This window comes from Pinibacter aurantiacus, assembly GCF_019130065.1.
In the GTDB taxonomy this organism is placed as follows: domain Bacteria; phylum Bacteroidota; class Bacteroidia; order Chitinophagales; family Chitinophagaceae; genus Pinibacter; species Pinibacter aurantiacus.
This window is the reverse complement of sequence record NZ_JAHSPG010000016.1, coordinates 371,219-389,846: the sequence shown is the minus strand read 5'-3', so window position 1 is coordinate 389,846 and position 18,628 is coordinate 371,219. Positions and strand designations below refer to the sequence as shown.

The window sequence follows — 18,628 nt, the reverse complement described above, 5'->3', positions numbered from 1 at the left end:
CAAACCATTAGTTTTATGAAAGCACCAAAATTACTTCTAGGAGGCCTGATGTTACTGTCAATACAGGGTTTCAGCCAAACTGATACTACAAAAACACCTAAGGATACAACTAAGAAAAAAGACTTTTCTTTTGTATCTGTTCTGGATACAGTTCCTGAGAAGAAAAAAGACACTACTGAAAAGAAAGACTATGCATTTAATCAAATTGCAAAAGGACCTTTCTTAATGGAAGACAACTACCTGGCACTTGATACAGTTCCTGGTAAGAAAGATACCACTACAAAAAAAGACACTTCTAAGTGGATATCTTATGCAGCGTTAGATACAGTACCTAAGAAAGAAAAGGACACAACAAAAGCATTTGCTTTTAGTTACATCAATGATGCAGATACCACAAAACCTAAGAAACATAAGAAAGAGAAAGATTCAACCGGCATGTTTGCATTCGTAAATTATGCAGTATTGGATACAGTGCCTGAGAAAAAAGACACTTCCGATAAAAAGAAAGAACTTTCTTTTAACGATGTAGCAAAGGGACCTTTTGCAGTAGAAGATGCATACATTGTTTTAGACACTGTCCCAAATGACACAACTAAAAAACCGTCAGGTTGGGGTTCTTTAGCACCGATTCCACAAGCACAGCCGTTGGCAGAATTTAAATCTTCCGCTCCGGCTCCAAATGCAGGCAGATACTATGTTGCAGTGCTTGGAACTTTTCAATCGGAAAACACCACTACAACAGCAACAGAAACACAGCCATCTGCAACAACCACAACAACAGCTGGCAGCAATGTTACAATAACTGTTGATGAACAGAACCCTGGTAAAATCTGGGTATCCGGTATCGGCGATGATAAATTTTATGCTTACCTGAAAAATGATGCGAACGTTTATAAAATTCCGACCCAAAAAGTAAGCGATAAAAAATCTATTTCAGAGGGCATCGTATCTTATGACGAAACTTCAAAAGAAGTACACATCCGTATCGGTAGTGGTTTTAATGATGCAGATCCTACTGCTTCTTTAAACGGTACACAGGCAACAGCCAGTGCTGAACAGCCTGCTGAGAAACCAGTAAAAAAAGGTAAAAATTCTCACGCAGTTGCAAAGGCACCAGTGAAAAAAGTGATCAGCTTTGATGGTATTAAAACCGATGCAGGTACTGCATCTTTATAATAAAATCCAAGACCATTAAGCCATCCAAAATTCTGATATTCGACCAATATAAAGTCCGGGCATATTGCCCGGATTTTTTTTGCTTATAGGACTTTTACTCATCTAATGTTTGTATGAATTATTTACATTTGCGGCCTTAAATAGAATCCAGCCTATGATCCAGCACATAGAGCGCAACTTATTATGCGCAACCCAAAACGGGTTACCCCCTTCTCTTATATCGGTATTTTATTCCCAAATACTTACAGCTGAGGAACAATTTTTTTAACTATTTGATAAACAACATTTCGAAATAAAATTTTATTGTAATAAAACCCAAAGTGTATGAAAAAAGTAAAAAGCGTTCTATTTGGTAGCATGGCCCTTTTGATTTTGGCTTCAGGATGTAGCACAGTTAACAAGATGAACAGAACAGAGAAAGGTGCAGTGATAGGAACAGCCGGGGGTGCTGCTGCAGGTGCAATAATTGGCAAAGTAGCCGGCAATGCAGGTCTCGGCGCTATTATCGGAGCCGTGGTTGGTGGTGCAGGTGGTGCGATCATTGGACGCAATATGGATAAACAAGCTGAGCAAATTAAACAAACCGTACCTGACGCAAAAGTGGAAAGAGTGGGCGAAGGTATTATGGTTGAATTCAACAGCGCGGTTCTGTTCAAGGTAAATAAATTTGACCTTTCTGATCAATCGAAAGAAAGCCTCAACAAATTGATCACTATCCTTAACACATATCCGGATACAGATATCGAAGTGCAAGGTCACACAGACAGCACTGGTACAAAAGCATACAACCAAACACTATCTGTAAACCGCGCGATTGCTGTGGCAAACTATTTGCTAGATCATAATATCAACTCGGCACGTGTTACAACAAAGGGTTATGGTCCCGATGTTCCAAAATATCCTAACGCAACAGCTGAAGGACGTGCGCAAAACCGTCGTGTAGAATTTATCATCACTGCAAATGAAAAAATGCAGCAGGAAGCAAAGCAACAGGCGGGACAGAAATAATAAACAACAATTCTAAAAAATCATTGAACTATGAAACGTGTTCTTACCGCAATCACATTAATAGCATTGTCAATAGCAGGAGCGAACGCTCAATCGAAAAAAACGGAACAAGCTGTTACTTTTGGCATCAGAGCTGGTGTTGATCTTCAAAATATCAACGGCCATGATTACCTAAATAACAAACTGGACAATGATCCGCTCTTAAAATTTAATGTTGGTGTAAACGCCGAAATTCCTATTGGAACGGATTGGTTTATTCAACCCGGCATTTTATATACAACTAAAGGAGCAAAATCCGGAGATAATAAAGTCAATCTCGGATACATTGAGGTACCGGTGTATGCATTATACAAACCAGACCTGGGTGACGGGCATTTGCTTTTGGGCGTAGGACCTTATATCGGTTTTGGCGTAGGCGGCAAAGTGGGTAACAAGGCCGTAACTTTTACAAAGAGTACTTCCTCACTGGAATTCTTCGCCAATCAGGGAGCTTACTTCAAAAGAGTTGATGCGGGCGGAAATTTATTGATTGGTTATGAATTTGCCAGCAATCTTTCCTTCCAGTTAAACGCTCAACTTGGTCTAGCAAACATAGCGCCTGAACTTACATCCGGCGATAGTAAATCGTCTGCTTCTGTTAAAAACACGGGCTTCGGACTTTCTGTAGGCTATAGATTTTAAAAACCGGAACGCAGAAGAACGGAACGCAGATTTTCAAGATTGTCATGATTAATGATGATTTGATATTTAGATTTAAAGTTTGAGCATTGCATTTATCTCAAATCCGAAATAAAAAATCTTGATCAATCATGACAATCTTGAAAATCAGCGTTCTTCCTCATCTGCGTTCATTGTTATTTAAACAGGCTTTCTAATCCAGGCAATACCTCCTCATCCCACGAGTGTTTAACCTGCGAATAACGATTGTAGTTTGCTCCAAAGTTATCTATCGTTGTTACCAGCTTTGTGCTGTGATCCTCTTCTTCCAATTTATAAGAAACGTGCACATAATTGCGAAGCTCATCTTCACATTCATAGTAGGGATCGAAAAAGGAATATTTCAATTCTTTACACGGAACACATTTCATCACCAATCCCTTTTGAAACGCTTCGTAACCTGCATATCTTCCAACCCAAAGCACCATACTTCCCTCCTGCCAATCAGTGATCACGTCGCAATTGAACATGTATTGCCTTGTGAAATCCGGATCTGTCAATGCCTGCCAAACATTATCCTTTGTTGCGGGCAACGACAAAGAGCGTTCTATGCTTAATTCGGTTTCCATAAATCGCGTTTGAATTATTTGATACCGACGAGCACTTCGGTTAAATTGTTTTCCTGTTCATCAAAATCCACATTTACATACATTTCCCTGCACTCAAGATCATTTGCCATTTGCATGCCTTGCGAAAACAACCAGGGAATTATCTTTCCGTAAGTAAGATGCAATTGATCCCACCCTCCTTCATGAGTTGCTGCAACGCATTTGAACGGCGATAAGTGTTTGAACTGATAACCGGTTGCTTGATTGACATCGCCTTTAACAGGAAGCGCAACTTCAAGGGTAAATTCCGTATCCGGCTTGCCATCGGCTCCAAAATAAAACCAATACTGAGGCCCTGAAATAAAGAGTTGTAGACGGTTGGCCTCATTTTGAAGCTGCTGCGGAACCTTACCTATTATCTCTTCCAATCCTGCAAAAGTGGTTTTCGTTGTGTAATACAGAACGGTCATTGGCGGCATTGTTTTGACTTGCATGGTGTGTTATTTTACACAAAACAACAATGCAGGAGTGACAGCCTTATGTCAGGAAGTTTTTGAAGAGAGAAAAAAGCTCCGCTTTTGAGTTTACCACTTAGACACTAAAGACACAAGATTCACTAAGGGTTTCTTTAAAATTAAGGCGACTCTTAGTGCTGGCTAGTGTCCTTAGTGTCTAAGTGGTAAACTTTGATCGTCGGCAGTATTGACTCTTAATTTAAATATCGAATGCGGCAGAAATCACACATGATGCCTGTACAACTTCTCACACATTTCTTTAACCTGAGCTTTAAAATCAGCTGGAGATTCAATGATGAGCGCATCAGTAAACATTAAGATCCAGCGAGCAAACATATCCGGGTAAGAGGTTAGGAAAGTCAGTCTTACATCGCTTTCGCAAATTTCTTCAGACACAAATCCATAATAATACTTTTGCTCGCCAATGTACCTGGCAACATCTTTTCTTATCCTGATGACAATCTCAGAAAGCTGCTTCTCCCTTGTTGTCATCTTGCTTAGATACTCGCTTATAGATGGGTGTGAGGAGTTGTCAAATGCGGTATCGGTTACGTACAATTTTACAATGCGGCTCATCTTAAAATCCCTGTAATCATTGCGTAGCCTGCACCACGCGATGCAATGCCATGCATTTCCATAATAACACAAGCCTATAGGCTCAATATCCCTCGCTTCAACAGTGGTGTCATAAGCCTTGCAATATTCCATATGCACCACTCTTTTTGTCACCATTGCCCTTTGTAGCTCGCTCAGGTATTGCGCGTTCGCATCTTTGCTGGTGTTGTAAGAAGAAGGGAGAACAACAACATTTTCTTCCAATGCTTCAATTTGTTCTTTGTCGGTATAACGTAGTACAGATTTGATTTTGTACAACGCATTTTCAAAATGCTTTTTCACAACAGGATCCGTGGAAATCTCCGCCAATTTTCCCGCAAGCAAAAGAGAACTGGCTTCTTCATTAGTGAACATAACCGGCGGCAAACGGTAGCCTTCCATCACCGAATAGCCAATGCCCGATTCGCCTATTATCGGCACCCCACTCTCCTGCAGGGCTTTTACATCGCGGTATACGCTTCGCAAACTAATCTCGAAGCGCTCGGCAATTTCTTGTGCGGTCACTCGTCGTTTGCTTTGCAAATGAATCAAAATGGCGCTTAATCTGTCTATCCGGTTCAATGGTTGTTGTTTGTTGGCAAAAATACATGTTCTTATTTGTTGGCTATTTACCTAAATCGACTTTCTTACTAGTTGATAGTAAATTGATCTCGCCTTAATTTTACAACTTCTTCTTAACTGTGTACCGTGACCAAATGCATTAAACAATAATTAAATGCATTTAAAGAAAGAACTTCTACAACAGATATTAACTGTTATATCCACCGCGAGAGACAAGGCTACGAAATCTGTAGATCATGAAAGAGTGTTAATGTATTGGAACATTGGCAAAATTATTTTTGAAGAGGAGCAACATGGGAAAAACCGGGCAGCATATGGTGATTTCCTGATTAAATCTTTATCAAAAGAGCTGCAGCCGGAACTTGGCAGTGGATTTTCAACAAGACAACTGCAACTTTGCAGACAATTTTTTCGCAGGTTCCCAATTGCGAACGCAGTGCGTTCGCAATTTAGTTGGACTCACTATCGATCCTTTATTCGTATTGAACATGAAGAAAAAAGAGCATTTTATATGGCTGAAACTGAAAAGAATAACTGGACAGCCAGACAATTGGAAAGACAAATAAATAGTCAGCTATTTGGGCGTTTGTTATTGAGTAATGATATTTCATCAGTTTTGGCTGTGGCTCGGAAAGAAAAACTGCCAACTAATGCCAAAGAAATAATCAAAGACCCAATGATTCTCGAATTTTTAGGTTTAAAAAGGGAATCGGCCTACTATGAAAAAGACCTCGAAAGCGCTATAATAACTCATTTGCAAGAGTTCTTGTTGGAGATAGGTAACGGGTTCGCATTTATTGCGAGACAAAAACGAATTCATCTTGAAGGTGATGATTTTTTTATTGACTTAGTGCTATATAATCGTCTGCTTCAGTGCTTTGTAATCGTTGAAATAAAAACGCAAAAGCTTTCCCATGAAGATATAGGCCAACTGCAAATGTATGTTAACTACTTTGACAGATTTGAGAAACAAGATTTTGAAAGCCCTACCATTGGCATTATCCTATGCACCGACAAAAATGACGCAGTCGTAAAAATCACTTTGCCTGAAAATAACAAGTCTATCATAGCCAGTAAATATCATTTGTATTTACCAACCGAACAGCAATTAATCGCAGAAGTAAAAAAAGAATTGGAAAAAATTGATACCGTAGGAGATTTACTTTAAAAACATAGAAAAAATTTACTTCTTCTATTAAACCCATAAGTAATTGATAACCAACCGGCAAAAACGCAATTCCATTTTCAATTTTCAACTTTCAATTTTCAATTCCCCAAATTCCATTTGGAAATTTGAAATATGTAACCTTATCTTTGCGCCAGTTCTTTATAGATTACTTATCAAGAAAGGCTGAGGGACATGGCCCTTTGAAGCCTTGGCAACCTGCAATTCGATTCACATCGAAGAAGTAAGGTGCCAATTCCACCCCGATGGATTTTATTCGGGACAGATAAGTCAGATAATGCTTTACAATTTTTACTTACAATATTTAAAGCGCTTCTGATTTATCGGAAGCGCTTTTTTGTTTTATACACTTATCGCCAACCCGGCACAGTATCAAACAAAACAGCATTTCCGGTAATCCTTTCTGCATAAGTTTTCCGACAAAACAATGTTTAATCAATTATCAATCGTTTCGCACAGCGAAGCACAAAAACTGTTTAACAATGCAGGCAACAACAAAACTTATTCACAGCATTCCGGTAGATGAACTTACAGGCGCAATCGCAGTTCCTATTTATCAAACATCCACCTTTGAGCAGGAAGCACCGGGCGTTAACAAAGGATTTGATTACTCACGCAGTAACAATCCCACTCGTAAAACATTGGAGAATTTAGTAGCGGAACTTGAGCATGGCGAGTTTGGTCTTGCCTTCGCCAGCGGCCTTGCAGCAATCGATGCCGTTGTAAAGTTGCTTGAAAGCGGCGATGAAATTGTGGCCGTTGACGATATTTACGGTGGCGCGTTTCGTCTGTTTGAAAAAGTGTACAAAAAATTCGGCATCAACGTTACCTATGTTGATACTACAAAAGTAGAAGAGGTTTTCAACGCCATTACTCCAAAAACAAAATTGATCTGGCTTGAAACACCTACCAATCCTACCCTTAAGATCTCTGACATCACAGCAATCGCAAAACTGGCTAAACAACAAAACATCTTGCTTTGCGTAGACAATACATTTGCAACGCCCGTACTGCAGAACCCGCTCGATCTTGGCGCGGATATCGTAGTACACAGCGCCACAAAATATCTGGGTGGCCACAGCGATGTAATCGCAGGTGTTGTAGTAACAAAAACAAAAGAACTCGGCGAACAAATAAAATTCTATCAAAACGCATGTGGCAATATTCTAGGCCCGTTTGATAGTTTCCTTTTGATAAGAGGTATTGAAACTTTGCATTTGCGTGTAAAAGAGCATAGCCGCAATGCTTTGGCTGTAGCGACTTTCCTTGAATCCCATCCTGCAGTGGACAAAGTTTTTTATCCTGGTTTAAAGAGCCATCCTCAACACGAATTGGCTGCTGCGCAACAAAAAGCCTTTGGTGGTGTGGTATCATTTACCTTGAAAAATGACACCGAAGAAGCAGCTGCAGCGTTTGTAACTTCAACCAGTTTATTCAAGCTGGCAGAAAGTCTCGGCGGTGTAAAAAGCCTACTATGCCATCCTGCGCAAATGACTCACAAATCCATTCCAGCAGATAAACGCAGAGCAAATGGCGTGAATGACAGCCTGATAAGATTGAGCGTTGGTTTGGAAGATGCGAATGACTTGATCAATGATTTGAAACAAACATTTGAAACGTTGGAAAATCAAAATTCAAAATTAAAAAATCAAAAAACGGCAGCTTAATATTTTGACTTTTGCCTTTTTACTTTTTACTTAATTAACAACAAATGAGCGCTATAAAAACGTATAAAGATATCGACAGGAATTTACTCGTTGCTATTCCAAACCCTACGAACCAGGCGTACGAAATAAAAACAAAAATTCCTGAGTTCACTTTTCTTGGAGTAAAGGAGCAGCCTGATTTTGCAGTGATCTATCTTACTTTTTATCCGGGAAAAAGTATCATTGAACTCAAGTCCCTGAAACACTATGTTTTCCAACTAAGGAACATCGTAGTGAGTTACGAAAGACTGATCAATATTATTTACGAAGATCTTATGGCCGTTTATCAACCTTCAAGGCTAAGGATTGTTATGATTTGTAATCCGCGTGGTGGCATCAGCTCAAAACTGACCATTGATTCCGACTGGAAAATTCGTGGAGGCACAGAAGTGTTTAACGACTGGAAAATTATCGAAGATGAGTGGGAAGTAACGATGTAGCGGGAATGGTGAAACGAGAATGGGTGAATGACACACCTTGAGAGAATTCACGTTTCACGATTGACAATTGACGAATATTTAATTAAAATCAGACTAAGCATATACAATGGAAACACATAAGCAATTAACGATCGGTCTTTTTGGTTTTGGTGTAGTAGGTGAAGGTTTATATAAGGTTTTACAACAAACTCCGTCTTTAAAAGCCAGTATCAAAAAAGTGTGTATTAAAGATGCACACAAAAAAAGAAATGCCCCGGCAAGTTTATTTACAACAGACAAGGACGTACTACTAAACGATCCTGAAATCAATGTGATCGTAGAAGTAATCAACGAAGCAGACGCCGCATTTGAAATTGTGAGCACAGCTTTGACCAACGGAAAATCTGTAGTAAGTGCCAGCAAAAAAATGATCGCTGAACACTTGCCAGCCATTTTGAAATTGCAGCAAACCACAGGTCAGTCATTCCTTTGCGAAGCCGCGGCCTGCGCATCTATTCCTGTTATCCGTAACCTGGAAGAATACTATGACAACGATTTGCTGCACTCAATTAAAGCAATCGTAAACGGTTCTACCAATTTTATCCTTACGAAAATGTTTGAGGATAAACTCGATTTCCAGCAAGCTCTAATACTTGCTCAGCAACTTGGCTTTGCTGAATCTGACCCAACACTTGACGTGGAAGGGCATGACGCAGTAAGCAAATGGGCCTTCCTGCTCACGCATGCCTACGGCATTCTAATCCACCCCGATGCTATCGTATTCAATGGCATTCAAAATATTGATGCAACCGACGCAAATGCGGCCAAAGAAAAAAATCTGCAAATAAAACTGGTTGCACAGGCAAAGAAGTTGAAGAACGGGAAAGTAGCGGCATTTGTATTACCACAATTTGTTGCTGCTGATGACCATTTATCATTTGTAAAAAATGAATACAATGGAGTGGTAATTGAAAGTGGTTTCGCAGATAAGCAATTCTTTTACGGGAAAGGCGCCGGCAGCTTCCCTACTGCTTCTGCCGTGTTGAGTGATATTTCATCACTGCGTTATGACTATAAATACGAGTATAAAAAATTATATCATCACACTCCGCATGAGTTAAGTGATGATTTTTACATAAGAGTGTACGTGAGTTTTACAGACTTGAGAAACATTCCGAAAGAAAAATTCAACTGGATCGAAGAATGGCACTCATCTGAAAGCAGAAGCTACCTGGTAGGCGTATTGCCGTTTGCAGAGCTTAAAAACAGCAAATGGTGGAAGGAAAACGGCACATCACTTATCGTAGCGCCAGATTCCATTATCGAAGATGTTGAAATAAGAAACATCAAGAAAAAAAGCCTGGAACTGGCAGGCATATTCTAATCAGCTCTCTCATTTTTCATTGTTATAGTTTTTGTCTGGGCCGCACTTTGGGTGCGGCCTTTTTTATAAACTATACACTATGGGATTGAATTATTGATTAATTGTATGATTGGAGTTAGCAGTCGAAAAGAAAAAATGCGTTTCGTTTATTTCGTTTATGTACATTTGAGTACCAAATATTTTTTATGCAAGCAGTAACCTTCAAACCAACAAAACATGAACAAAAAATAGCCAAAGAAGCAATGAGCGAAATTCAAAAACTACAGCGGCAGTCTAAAAAGAAAAAAGCTGCAACGACAATTGTAACAGTCGGCAAGAATGGAAACAGTATCAGTGTTCCGACCAAAGCGGTCAGTTTCTTTTATGAAATAGTCGACGGCATGGCGTACGGAAAATCCGTTACCGTTCTTACTACTGACTTATTAATTTCTACTCAGCAAGCAGCCGATATTCTTCATTTTTCCCGCCCCTATGTTATTAAATTATTGGAAGAGGGGAAAATTCCATATCAAAAAATAGGAACTCATAGACGCATGAAACTTGCAGATGTTGTTGCGTACGATAAAGAATTTAGAAAAAGACAAGACCGGGCACTTGATCTTTTGACAGCAGAGGCTCAGAGACTTAACTTATGGGATTATGAATAAATTGCCAATCGCCCTACTTGACGCCAATGTTATTTATGCCGCACCACTTAGAGATTTTTTGCTGCGATTAGCCGGAAAAAATTTATATGTCCCAAAATGGACCGAAAGATTCTTGACGAATGGCTGAATAACCTTTTACAAAAAAGAAAGGATTTAGCAGACACAAAGCTGAAAAGAACAAGAATGCTTATGAATGCAGCTTTTGAAAATGCAAACGTGATTGGGCATGAAAAATTTATAGATTCCATCTGGTTACCCGATGAAAACGACAGACATGTACTTGCCGCAGCTATCCAGGGTAACGCTACTTTCATCATCACCAACAACCTTAAAGACTTTCCAAAATCCAAGCTTGAAGAACACAATATTGAAGCAATTTCCCCTGACGTATTCATCCTAAGACTAATCGAAGCAGATAAGCAAGCTGTATTGGAAGCCTTCGACAAACTGATCGAATCTTTAAAAGATCCACCTCGTACTAAAATACAAATGCTGGACACTTTAGAAAAATGCGGCTTGAAAAAATCTGTCGGTCTTCTCAGATAACCACACAAATACTTACCTTTTTCCCTGACTTATCCTCCCCAACTCCATAGTCATCCATTCAATCCTTCAATAATTCATTTATTTTCCTCAAATCCCTACGGAAAAGCAATAAAACGCCATCTATGGGGTTATATTAAAATACTGTCCTGCCCCGAAGAAAAACCTCACTTTTGTTGCACAAAACCCTGAAAAACGATCTAAAACCCTGATATTCTCTTGTGATTCGTTAAATGTGATCGGGATTTTCATTTTTTAACTAACTTAAGGTGGATTAGAGGCACAAAACCCTTTTATATGAAAATTAAACCTGGCTTACCGTTTGCACTTATTTGCGTTCTTTTTTTCGTAACCCCTTCGTATGCCCAGAAGAAAAAGAAAACCACACAAAAGGTAACGGTTATATCTGCGCCTTCTGCGCCTCAAAAAAAATACACAAGTCTGCTTTGGGAAATCACCGGCAAGGGCATGAAGAAGCCTTCTTACCTGTTTGGAACAATGCATGTGAGCAACAAATTAGTTTTCAATCTCAGCGATTCATTTTACAATGCTATAAAAAATGTTGAAGTGGTTGCGCTGGAACAAAACCCCGAAGTGTGGCAGCAGGAATGGGCCGACGGCAAAGGCACGAATCCCTACGGCAATAATTATTACAGTACGTTTTCAGAAGCAAACGATCGACTCACCCAGCAAACTTTTGCCATAGGCAATTACGAATCCAGAATAAAACTGGCACTATCCTCAGAGGCACGAATGGTTAATGGAATGTTGTATCGCAACAATGTTGGCATGGAGGACTTTGAGGAGGAAACGTACCTGGACATGTACATCTACCGCATGGGTCGCAAGCTGAACAAAATTGTTACGGGCGTGGAGGATTATAAAGAATCGAACCGCATTGTAAAAGAGGCTTACGCGGCAATGTACAAAGACAAGAATCGCAAGCAGCGCTACGACTATGATAGCTATGGTGGCAGAAAAAGAATGGAGGATGCCTACCGACGCGGCGATCTGGATGTACTGGATTCACTGGAAGTAGCAAGTGTAACTTCTGATGCTTTCCAGGAAAAATTTTTGTACAAAAGAAATGAAATACAAGCCAATTCTATAGATACGATCATTCAAAAACACTCTCTGTTTGTTGGAGTGGGCGCCGCTCACCTTCCGGGCGAAAGAGGCGTAATTGAAATGCTGCGCAAAAAAGGATACAAGCTTCGTCCCGTTTACACTGGTCAACGCGATGGAGAGGAAAAGGAAAAAATTGAAAAGATAAGAGTTCCGCTGACTTTCAACACACAGTATTCCGAAGACAGCGTTTTCAAAGTTGACATTCCCGGGCCAAAACTCTATAGATACAATACACTCGGGCACCTGAATATGCTGCAGTATGCCGACATGAGCAACGGCAGCTATTACATGGCAACACGTGTTAAAACCAACGCTTCGTTGCTTGGAAATTCTATCGAAACTGTTAGTAGAAAAACCGATAGTCTCCTGTATGAAAATATTCCAGGCAAAATATTATCAAAGAAAGCGATTTCGCGAAACGGCTACAATGGATTTGACATTGTAAACAAAACCAGGAAAGGCGATGTGCAGCGTTACAACATTTTCATTTTGCCGGATGAAGTTTTGATTTTCAAAATCAGCGGAATTGCTGATTACATTACAGAAGGCAAGGAAGCTGACCAGTTTTTTTCATCAATAAATTTCCCTGCAAAAAATACGCAGGCCACTTTGTATCAACCGCCATACGGAGGTTTTAAAGCTAGTTTCCCTTCAGAACCTTTTTATATTGCCAATGAAAGGAACGACCGCGACAGAAGCGAATGGTTAAGCAAGGACGCAAACAACAGCGCCTATTTCATTTTCAAAACCACCGTTCAACAATACGAGTACATCGAAAAAGACAGCTTCGAACTCAGGTTGATGGAGGAAAGTTTTACCAGCTCCAGGATGTTGAAACAACCTGCCAGCGGCAAATTGGGCAACGTCAACAGATATCCTGTTATCAACGCCAAATACCAACATGCGGATGGTTCTACAGTAAAAGTTCGTTACCTGATCCAGGGCAATAACTATTACGTGATAGGTGCAAAATACAAACAAAATGAAGCCAGCGCCGACAACTTTATCAACTCGTTTGAGATAACGCCCTTTGTGTATAAAGAGAGTAAACTACGCACCGACACTGCGGTTGGCTACACTGTAAATAGTCCTCTTTTCTACAAAACAGAAGTGGATAGTTCAGATAATCCATCACTCGACATGTATGCCAATTCAGATGATGACAATAAATCTGCTTTGCAGGATGCATTGAGCAGCTTCTTCATCAAAAATATTGGCAATGACACAACCGGCGAACACGTAAGCGTTACGTCCATTCGTTTTCCACAATACGTTTACATAAAAGATTCTGCGGCCTTTTTCTCTGATAAAAGATTAATGATGCGCAGTGATTTTAAATACCAGGTTCGCAAAAAACAAACATATACAGCACCGGGCAACTGGAAATGCAGCTATGTTGAATACGGCGATTCGGGAAGCAGCAGAACCCTGATCATGAAGTCGCTTTACCACAATGGAACCACCTTCAACCTTATGTCGCAAGGTGACACTATCTCTGCCAAAAGCGATTTTATCAAAAATGTATTTGAAACATTTACACCATCAGATAGCATCAAAAGTTTCAACCCGTTTGTAAAAAAGTCGAACAAACTTTTTGAAGATTATTTTAGTAAAGACAGCGCTGTTTCAGCAAAAGCGTTGAGGGCGGTAAGTCCGTCTTTATTTGACTCAACCGATCTTCCCAATGTTATAAAGGCGATTGAGCGCCTTTCATGGAAAGACAAAAACTACCTCGTTGTCAAAAGAAAATGGATAAGCATTGCGAGCAATTTCAGAGACACTGCTACTGTGAACTACTTGTCGAAATTATACAAACAGGTAACAGACACTTCTGATCTGCAGAATGAAGTATTGGACGCATTGCTCGACATCAAGACTACTTATTCTTTCAATGCGTTTAAAAATTTGGTGATCGTTGAGCCACCTGCGTTGACGAGTACTTCTAATGCCGGGTCTAACAATTACAATATCCAGGCCCTTGTTGATGACGTAGTCACTTCCCGATCATCAGGTAAAAAACTAAGGTCATATAGCTACTACAGCAATTATAGTTCAAAATGGCAGCCGCTGTTTGATACATTGCAATTGTCTGCACCTCTGCTACCGGAACTTATGGACCTGATGGTGTTGGAAGACTATAAGCCGACTATTACCTCATTATTGGAAGATGCAATTGACAGCGGTTACGTTAAACCGGACCAATACAAACAGCACTACAACAAGTTCTTGCTGGAAGCAAAACAGGCGATCAAAAAACAAGCAGCTTATGATAGAAAAAAAGAAATGAGCAAGCTGAATGATAAGGATAATAAAGACAGCGACAACGACAGTTATGATTACAATGACTATAATTCAAACGACATAAGCAGCTATTCTACTTTATTGATTCCATTTTGGGACCATTCGACAGAAGTGCCGGCACTGTTTAATAAACTACTGGTGCTGAAAGATAAAAAGACACTGTTTAATACAGCTGTTGTTATGATACGGAATAACAAACCTGTTCCCGATAGCATCATTACAAAACTCGCTGCAGACGACAAATACAGGGCAGACCTTTACAGTGCGCTGGTCGACTGTAAAAAAGAAAAACTGTTTCCGGAAAAATATAAGACGCAGGACCTTATGGCGAGAAGCATTCTCATTTCTTCCGGTTACACTTCAGGAAATCTTGATTCGCTGATTTTGATTGACAAGCTCCAGGTAAACCAACCAAAATACAAAGGCTGGGTTTATTTTTATGGTTACAAGAAAAATAAAGATGATGATGATTACAAGATCGCTATGTGTGGTTTGCAACCGCTCGATCTTTCCAAAGTAAACAGCAGCGATGATGGAGATAATGACGACGATGATGATGACAATGATGAGGACAGCAATACAAGGGGCTTTACAAAACTTACACAGGAAACTTACAAGCCTGGTAAAAAAGACGTCGCACCAACCTTGCAAAAACTTTTGAAAGAAACTTTGTACGACCTGAGACCCAGTTCTTCAAGGTTCTTCGGAAACTCATCAGGAGATGATGATGACGACAGCTATATAAACGATGCCGCGAAGTCTTCGAGATATGAATAATAACTGAGTAACTGAATGACTGAATAACTGAGTATTTGAATATCGAAATCACTGATTGTAGATTAAAGTTCAGTTATTCAGTCATTCAGTTATTCAGTTATTAAAAAGCAGAAGCCGCTTGAAAGTTCAAGCGGCTTCTGCTTTTTAATTTTATTCAACCCATGCATGTTTTACTTGCAGCGCAATACGGCTCTTCTTGAAGAAACGAACGCGTTTGCGGCGGGTAATTCTGTGAAGTAATTTATCAACGATATAATAAACACAAGGCACTACCACCAGTGTTAACAATAACGAACTGGTAAGACCACCGATAATAACCCATGCCATACCATTCTTAACTTCTGCACCGGCACCTGCTGCCAATGCGATTGGCAACATACCCACAATCATCGCGATGGTGGTCATAAGGATTGGCCGGAAACGCTCGCGACCGGCATCTATCAATGCCTCTACAAGTGAGGCGCCTTCAGCCTTCCGGTGATTGGTAAAGTCGACCAGTAAGATACCATTCTTTGCCACAAGTCCCATTAACATGATGATACCTACCATGGTAAAGATGCTCATATCCTGCATAGTTAATGCCAGTGCAAGGAATGCCCCTATCATCGCAAGTGGCAATGCAAACAACACTACTAACGGATAGATCGCATTTTCATACAACGCCACCATGATCAAATACACCAGCAAAATTCCAAGACCCAGCGCACCAAGCAAACTACCAAATGATCTTGATTGGTTCTCGAGGTTACCAATAAACTGCCATGTAACACCTGTAGGCAATTGCATTTTATCGACCTGTGCTTTTATTTCATTACCAACCGTTCCCGGAGAGCGACCAACAACAGAAGCATTAATTGTTACTGATGGCAACCTGTCCATACGTTCCATTACAGTCTCACCCATTGTTTCGGTGATCTCTGCAAATTGCGACAGCTGGAATTGTTTTCCCTGGGAATTTGTAAACTGCAGGCGACGGACGTCATCAATATTTGTTTTATCAAACTTATCGTTCTTCACCATGATGTCGTACTCATTACCATTTGATTTGAATTTAGCATTGTCGTTTCCACTGAATGCATTCGCAATAGCAGTACCAACATCAGATGCATTCAGACCATAAGCTGCAATTTTTTCACGATCAAGTTTAATATCCACTTCCGGTTTCGGATCATCCACGCTGTATTTCACATATTGTGTTCCGGGCGTTTTCGCCACTACATCTTTTATCAGAGCAGCAGTTTTGCGCATATCCCCACGGTTGGCGCCTTTCACGGCCACCTGAACGTCTACTTGCGTGTTACCTGTAATGCTCACCGGACTCACCGTAACCTTTACGCCGGGTATTTGCCCGATCATATTTTTCATGCGGATACCAAACTCATCATCCGATACTTTTCTTTTTTCTTTGTCCACCAGTACCACAGTCAATTCACTCACGTTGCTGTTACCACCGTTTGTAGCGGTAAAACCTGCCGTGCTGCTGAAGCCAACGTTGGAGAAAACACTTACCACTTCCGGTTGTGCAAACAGCATTTTTTCTGCCCGTTGCACGATCTGGTTATTTTGATAGACAGCTGTTTGTGGTGCCATTTCCAGTTTCATATTCAACTCCCCTCTGTCACTTTTGCTTACGAATGAAAATCCAATGAAACCTTTGGTCAATAGCATGAAAGAAGCGATAAATATCACGAATGTACCACCCAAAATCCAGCGTTTATGTTTAAGCGCCCAAGTCAAAATACTAGTATAGCCATCTCTCAAATTTGTAATGCGATCTTCAAACCAGATGTTCATTTTACCCCACCATGATTTTGGATTCAAATGAACGATCTTTCCGTAACGTGCCGCCAGCAAAGGTGTAAGCGTAAAACACACCAGCAAGCTCATCAATGTAGAACTTACTACCACCAATGCAAACTCGCGGAGAATGTTACCAATAATACCACCGGCCAACGCAACAGGCACGAACACCACAACGTCCACCAATGTAATGGCAATCGCAGTAAAGCCAATTTCAGAACGCCCGTCTACTGTTGCTTTCACCTTGTTCTTACCCATCTCCATGTGTCGCATCACGTTCTCCAGGATTACAATCGAATCATCCACAAGGATACCAACGACCAATGAGAGTCCCATCAAAGTCATCAGGTTGAGCGACATGCCAAATACATTCATGAAGATGAACACCGGGATCATGGATGCAGGCAATGCCACCAACACAAATAATGAACTTCTCAAGCTGTGCAGGAACAACAACATCACAACCGCCACGATAAATACTGCAAGGATAAGGTCATGAATAACCGCATCAGAAGAGGCCAATGTATAAGTTGACTGGTCAGATGCGATGTCAAATTTCAAATCGATGTTTTTGTATTGTGTGGTAAGCTTATCCAAACGTTGTCTTACCAATTCACTCACCTCCACCGCATTCGCATCACTTTGTTTCATTACCTGAACACCCAAAGATGGAACACCGTTAAAGTGGTTGATGGTTGTAGCGTCTGTTTGCGCATCTACTACTTCAGCCACATCCTTCAGGTACACTTTACCACCGTTGCTGCCTTGTTTGATAACCATGTTGCGCATGTCTTCAGGATCTGTAAACTTCGCATCGAACTTTATCGAGAACTGATTTTTTGGAGTTTCCACAGTACCTGCAGGAGATGAAAGACTCGCTGCATTTACCATCTGTGCAACTTGTGTAATTGTCAATCCATACGCTTCCAGTTTATCTTTATCCACGTTAACATTGATCTGGCGCTCATTTCCACCGATCAAACTCACCTGGCCAACACCCTCAATATTTGCGATCTGCGGTTTGATTTGTTTATCAACCAAATCATATAAAGCAGCAGGGCTCATCTTCGCCGTAGTTGCCAAACGCAATACAGGAATATCATCAGATGAGAATTTATTCAAAATAGGTTGATCAATACCGGTTGGTAACGCTGCGATGATCTGGTTCACTTTTCTTTGCGCATCGTTCAATGCGTAGTTCACATCGGCACCATCTTTTAACTGAATGGTTACCGTAGAAACGCCTTCACGTGAGGACGAAGTGATCCTGTCAACGCCTTCCATTGAAGACACCGCGTCCTCAATATTTCTGGTTACCGCATTTTCAATTTCCTCAGCGGATGCTCCTCGATAAGTAGTGATCACTGTCACAACGTTTGCATCAAACTTTGGAAGCAAATTATAGTTAAGTTGTTTGAAACTTATTAATCCAAACAATATCAACGCCACGAAAGCCACTATTATCAGTAAGGGACGCTTTATGGCGAGTTCTGTCAGTTTCTTCATTTTAATATGTTTTGAGTAGAGACAAGGCACTGCCTTGTCTTTCTTTAAAACGGCATGATGCCTGCTATACAAAGACAAGGCACAGCCTTGT

14 protein-coding genes and 1 riboswitch are annotated in these 18,628 nt (G+C 40.5%); of the genes, 10 read left to right on the top strand and 4 right to left on the bottom strand.

Annotation, left to right across the window (positions count from 1 at the left end):
- Positions 1-15: 15 nt before the first annotated feature.
- From KTO63_RS22640 to KTO63_RS22630, 3 genes are all read left to right on the top strand, one after another.
- Complete coding sequence (locus KTO63_RS22640; RefSeq protein ID WP_217794237.1) at positions 16-1,176, top strand: hypothetical protein; 1,161 nt, start codon at positions 16-18, stop codon at positions 1,174-1,176.
- 324 nt (positions 1,177-1,500) lie between these two features.
- A complete protein-coding gene (locus KTO63_RS22635; RefSeq protein ID WP_217794236.1) occupies positions 1,501-2,184 on the top strand; it encodes an OmpA family protein in 684 nt (227 codons plus the stop codon).
- 30 nt (positions 2,185-2,214) lie between these two features.
- The gene (locus tag KTO63_RS22630) at positions 2,215-2,865 is read left to right on the top strand and encodes a porin family protein (protein WP_217794235.1); all 651 of its coding nucleotides are present in this window, start codon (positions 2,215-2,217) and stop codon (positions 2,863-2,865) included.
- A gap of 173 nt (positions 2,866-3,038) precedes the next feature.
- On the opposite strand, the gene KTO63_RS22625 is transcribed toward KTO63_RS22630, so the two are convergent.
- The 3 genes from KTO63_RS22625 to KTO63_RS22615 all read right to left on the bottom strand — a co-directional run bounded on the left by KTO63_RS22625 (position 3,039) and on the right by KTO63_RS22615 (position 5,140).
- Positions 3,039-3,470 (bottom strand): SRPBCC domain-containing protein, encoded by a 432-nt coding sequence (locus KTO63_RS22625; RefSeq protein ID WP_217794234.1) that lies wholly within the window; start codon positions 3,468-3,470, stop codon positions 3,039-3,041.
- 14 nt (positions 3,471-3,484) lie between these two features.
- On the bottom strand, positions 3,485-3,943 hold the full coding sequence (locus KTO63_RS22620; protein ID WP_217794233.1) for a GyrI-like domain-containing protein: 459 nt from the start codon (positions 3,941-3,943) through the stop codon (positions 3,485-3,487).
- Between the two features lie 243 nt (positions 3,944-4,186).
- Positions 4,187-5,140 carry a helix-turn-helix transcriptional regulator gene (locus KTO63_RS22615; RefSeq protein ID WP_217794232.1) on the bottom strand — a complete coding sequence of 318 codons (954 nt, stop codon included), beginning with the start codon at positions 5,138-5,140 and terminating at the stop codon, positions 4,187-4,189.
- 154 nt (positions 5,141-5,294) lie between these two features.
- Here KTO63_RS22615 and KTO63_RS22610 point away from each other — a divergent pair, with 154 nt between their 5' ends.
- The 7 genes from KTO63_RS22610 to KTO63_RS22580 all read left to right on the top strand — a co-directional run bounded on the left by KTO63_RS22610 (position 5,295) and on the right by KTO63_RS22580 (position 15,231).
- Positions 5,295-6,308: a PDDEXK nuclease domain-containing protein gene (locus KTO63_RS22610; protein ID WP_217794231.1), complete on the top strand. Its 1,014-nt coding sequence runs from the start codon at positions 5,295-5,297 to the stop codon at positions 6,306-6,308.
- 167 nt (positions 6,309-6,475) lie between these two features.
- Positions 6,476-6,598: riboswitch (SAM riboswitch) on the top strand.
- Between the two features lie 210 nt (positions 6,599-6,808).
- A complete protein-coding gene (locus KTO63_RS22605) occupies positions 6,809-7,993 on the top strand; it encodes a trans-sulfuration enzyme family protein (RefSeq protein WP_217794230.1) in 1,185 nt (394 codons plus the stop codon).
- 44 nt (positions 7,994-8,037) lie between these two features.
- Positions 8,038-8,472, top strand: coding sequence for a preQ(1) synthase (queF, locus tag KTO63_RS22600; protein WP_217794229.1), 435 nt, complete (start codon positions 8,038-8,040; stop codon positions 8,470-8,472).
- Between the two features lie 106 nt (positions 8,473-8,578).
- Positions 8,579-9,835, top strand: a complete 1,257-nt coding sequence (locus KTO63_RS22595; protein ID WP_217794228.1) for a homoserine dehydrogenase — start codon at positions 8,579-8,581, stop codon at positions 9,833-9,835.
- Between the two features lie 185 nt (positions 9,836-10,020).
- Complete coding sequence (locus tag KTO63_RS22590; protein WP_217794227.1) at positions 10,021-10,482, top strand: excisionase family DNA-binding protein; 462 nt, start codon at positions 10,021-10,023, stop codon at positions 10,480-10,482.
- Between the two features lie 66 nt (positions 10,483-10,548).
- Positions 10,549-11,028 (top strand): PIN domain-containing protein, encoded by a 480-nt coding sequence (locus KTO63_RS22585; RefSeq protein ID WP_317195793.1) that lies wholly within the window; start codon positions 10,549-10,551, stop codon positions 11,026-11,028.
- A 294-nt stretch (positions 11,029-11,322) separates the two neighbouring features.
- Positions 11,323-15,231: a TraB/GumN family protein gene (locus KTO63_RS22580; protein WP_217794225.1), complete on the top strand. Its 3,909-nt coding sequence runs from the start codon at positions 11,323-11,325 to the stop codon at positions 15,229-15,231.
- A 150-nt stretch (positions 15,232-15,381) separates the two neighbouring features.
- Here KTO63_RS22580 and KTO63_RS22575 read toward each other — a convergent pair whose 3' ends face one another.
- Positions 15,382-18,537 (bottom strand): efflux RND transporter permease subunit, encoded by a 3,156-nt coding sequence (locus KTO63_RS22575; protein WP_217794224.1) that lies wholly within the window; start codon positions 18,535-18,537, stop codon positions 15,382-15,384.
- Positions 18,538-18,628 lie beyond the last annotated feature (91 nt).

Bases quoted from the DNA above. Each gene is read 5' to 3' on its own strand.
- KTO63_RS22580 (WP_217794225.1), top strand. From the start codon at position 11,323: ATGAAAATTAAACCTGGCTTACCGTTTGCACTTATTTGCGTTCTTTTT.
- KTO63_RS22605 (WP_217794230.1), top strand. From the start codon at position 6,809: ATGCAGGCAACAACAAAACTTATTCACAGCATTCCGGTAGATGAACTT.
- KTO63_RS22640 (WP_217794237.1), top strand. From the start codon at position 16: ATGAAAGCACCAAAATTACTTCTAGGAGGCCTGATGTTACTGTCAATA.
- KTO63_RS22575 (WP_217794224.1), bottom strand. From the start codon at position 18,537: ATGAAGAAACTGACAGAACTCGCCATAAAGCGTCCCTTACTGATAATA.
- KTO63_RS22590 (WP_217794227.1), top strand. From the start codon at position 10,021: ATGCAAGCAGTAACCTTCAAACCAACAAAACATGAACAAAAAATAGCC.
- queF (WP_217794229.1), top strand. From the start codon at position 8,038: ATGAGCGCTATAAAAACGTATAAAGATATCGACAGGAATTTACTCGTT.
- KTO63_RS22630 (WP_217794235.1), top strand. From the start codon at position 2,215: ATGAAACGTGTTCTTACCGCAATCACATTAATAGCATTGTCAATAGCA.
- KTO63_RS22595 (WP_217794228.1), top strand. From the start codon at position 8,579: ATGGAAACACATAAGCAATTAACGATCGGTCTTTTTGGTTTTGGTGTA.
- KTO63_RS22625 (WP_217794234.1), bottom strand. From the start codon at position 3,470: ATGGAAACCGAATTAAGCATAGAACGCTCTTTGTCGTTGCCCGCAACA.
- KTO63_RS22610 (WP_217794231.1), top strand. From the start codon at position 5,295: ATGCATTTAAAGAAAGAACTTCTACAACAGATATTAACTGTTATATCC.
- KTO63_RS22635 (WP_217794236.1), top strand. From the start codon at position 1,501: ATGAAAAAAGTAAAAAGCGTTCTATTTGGTAGCATGGCCCTTTTGATT.
- KTO63_RS22620 (WP_217794233.1), bottom strand. From the start codon at position 3,943: ATGCAAGTCAAAACAATGCCGCCAATGACCGTTCTGTATTACACAACG.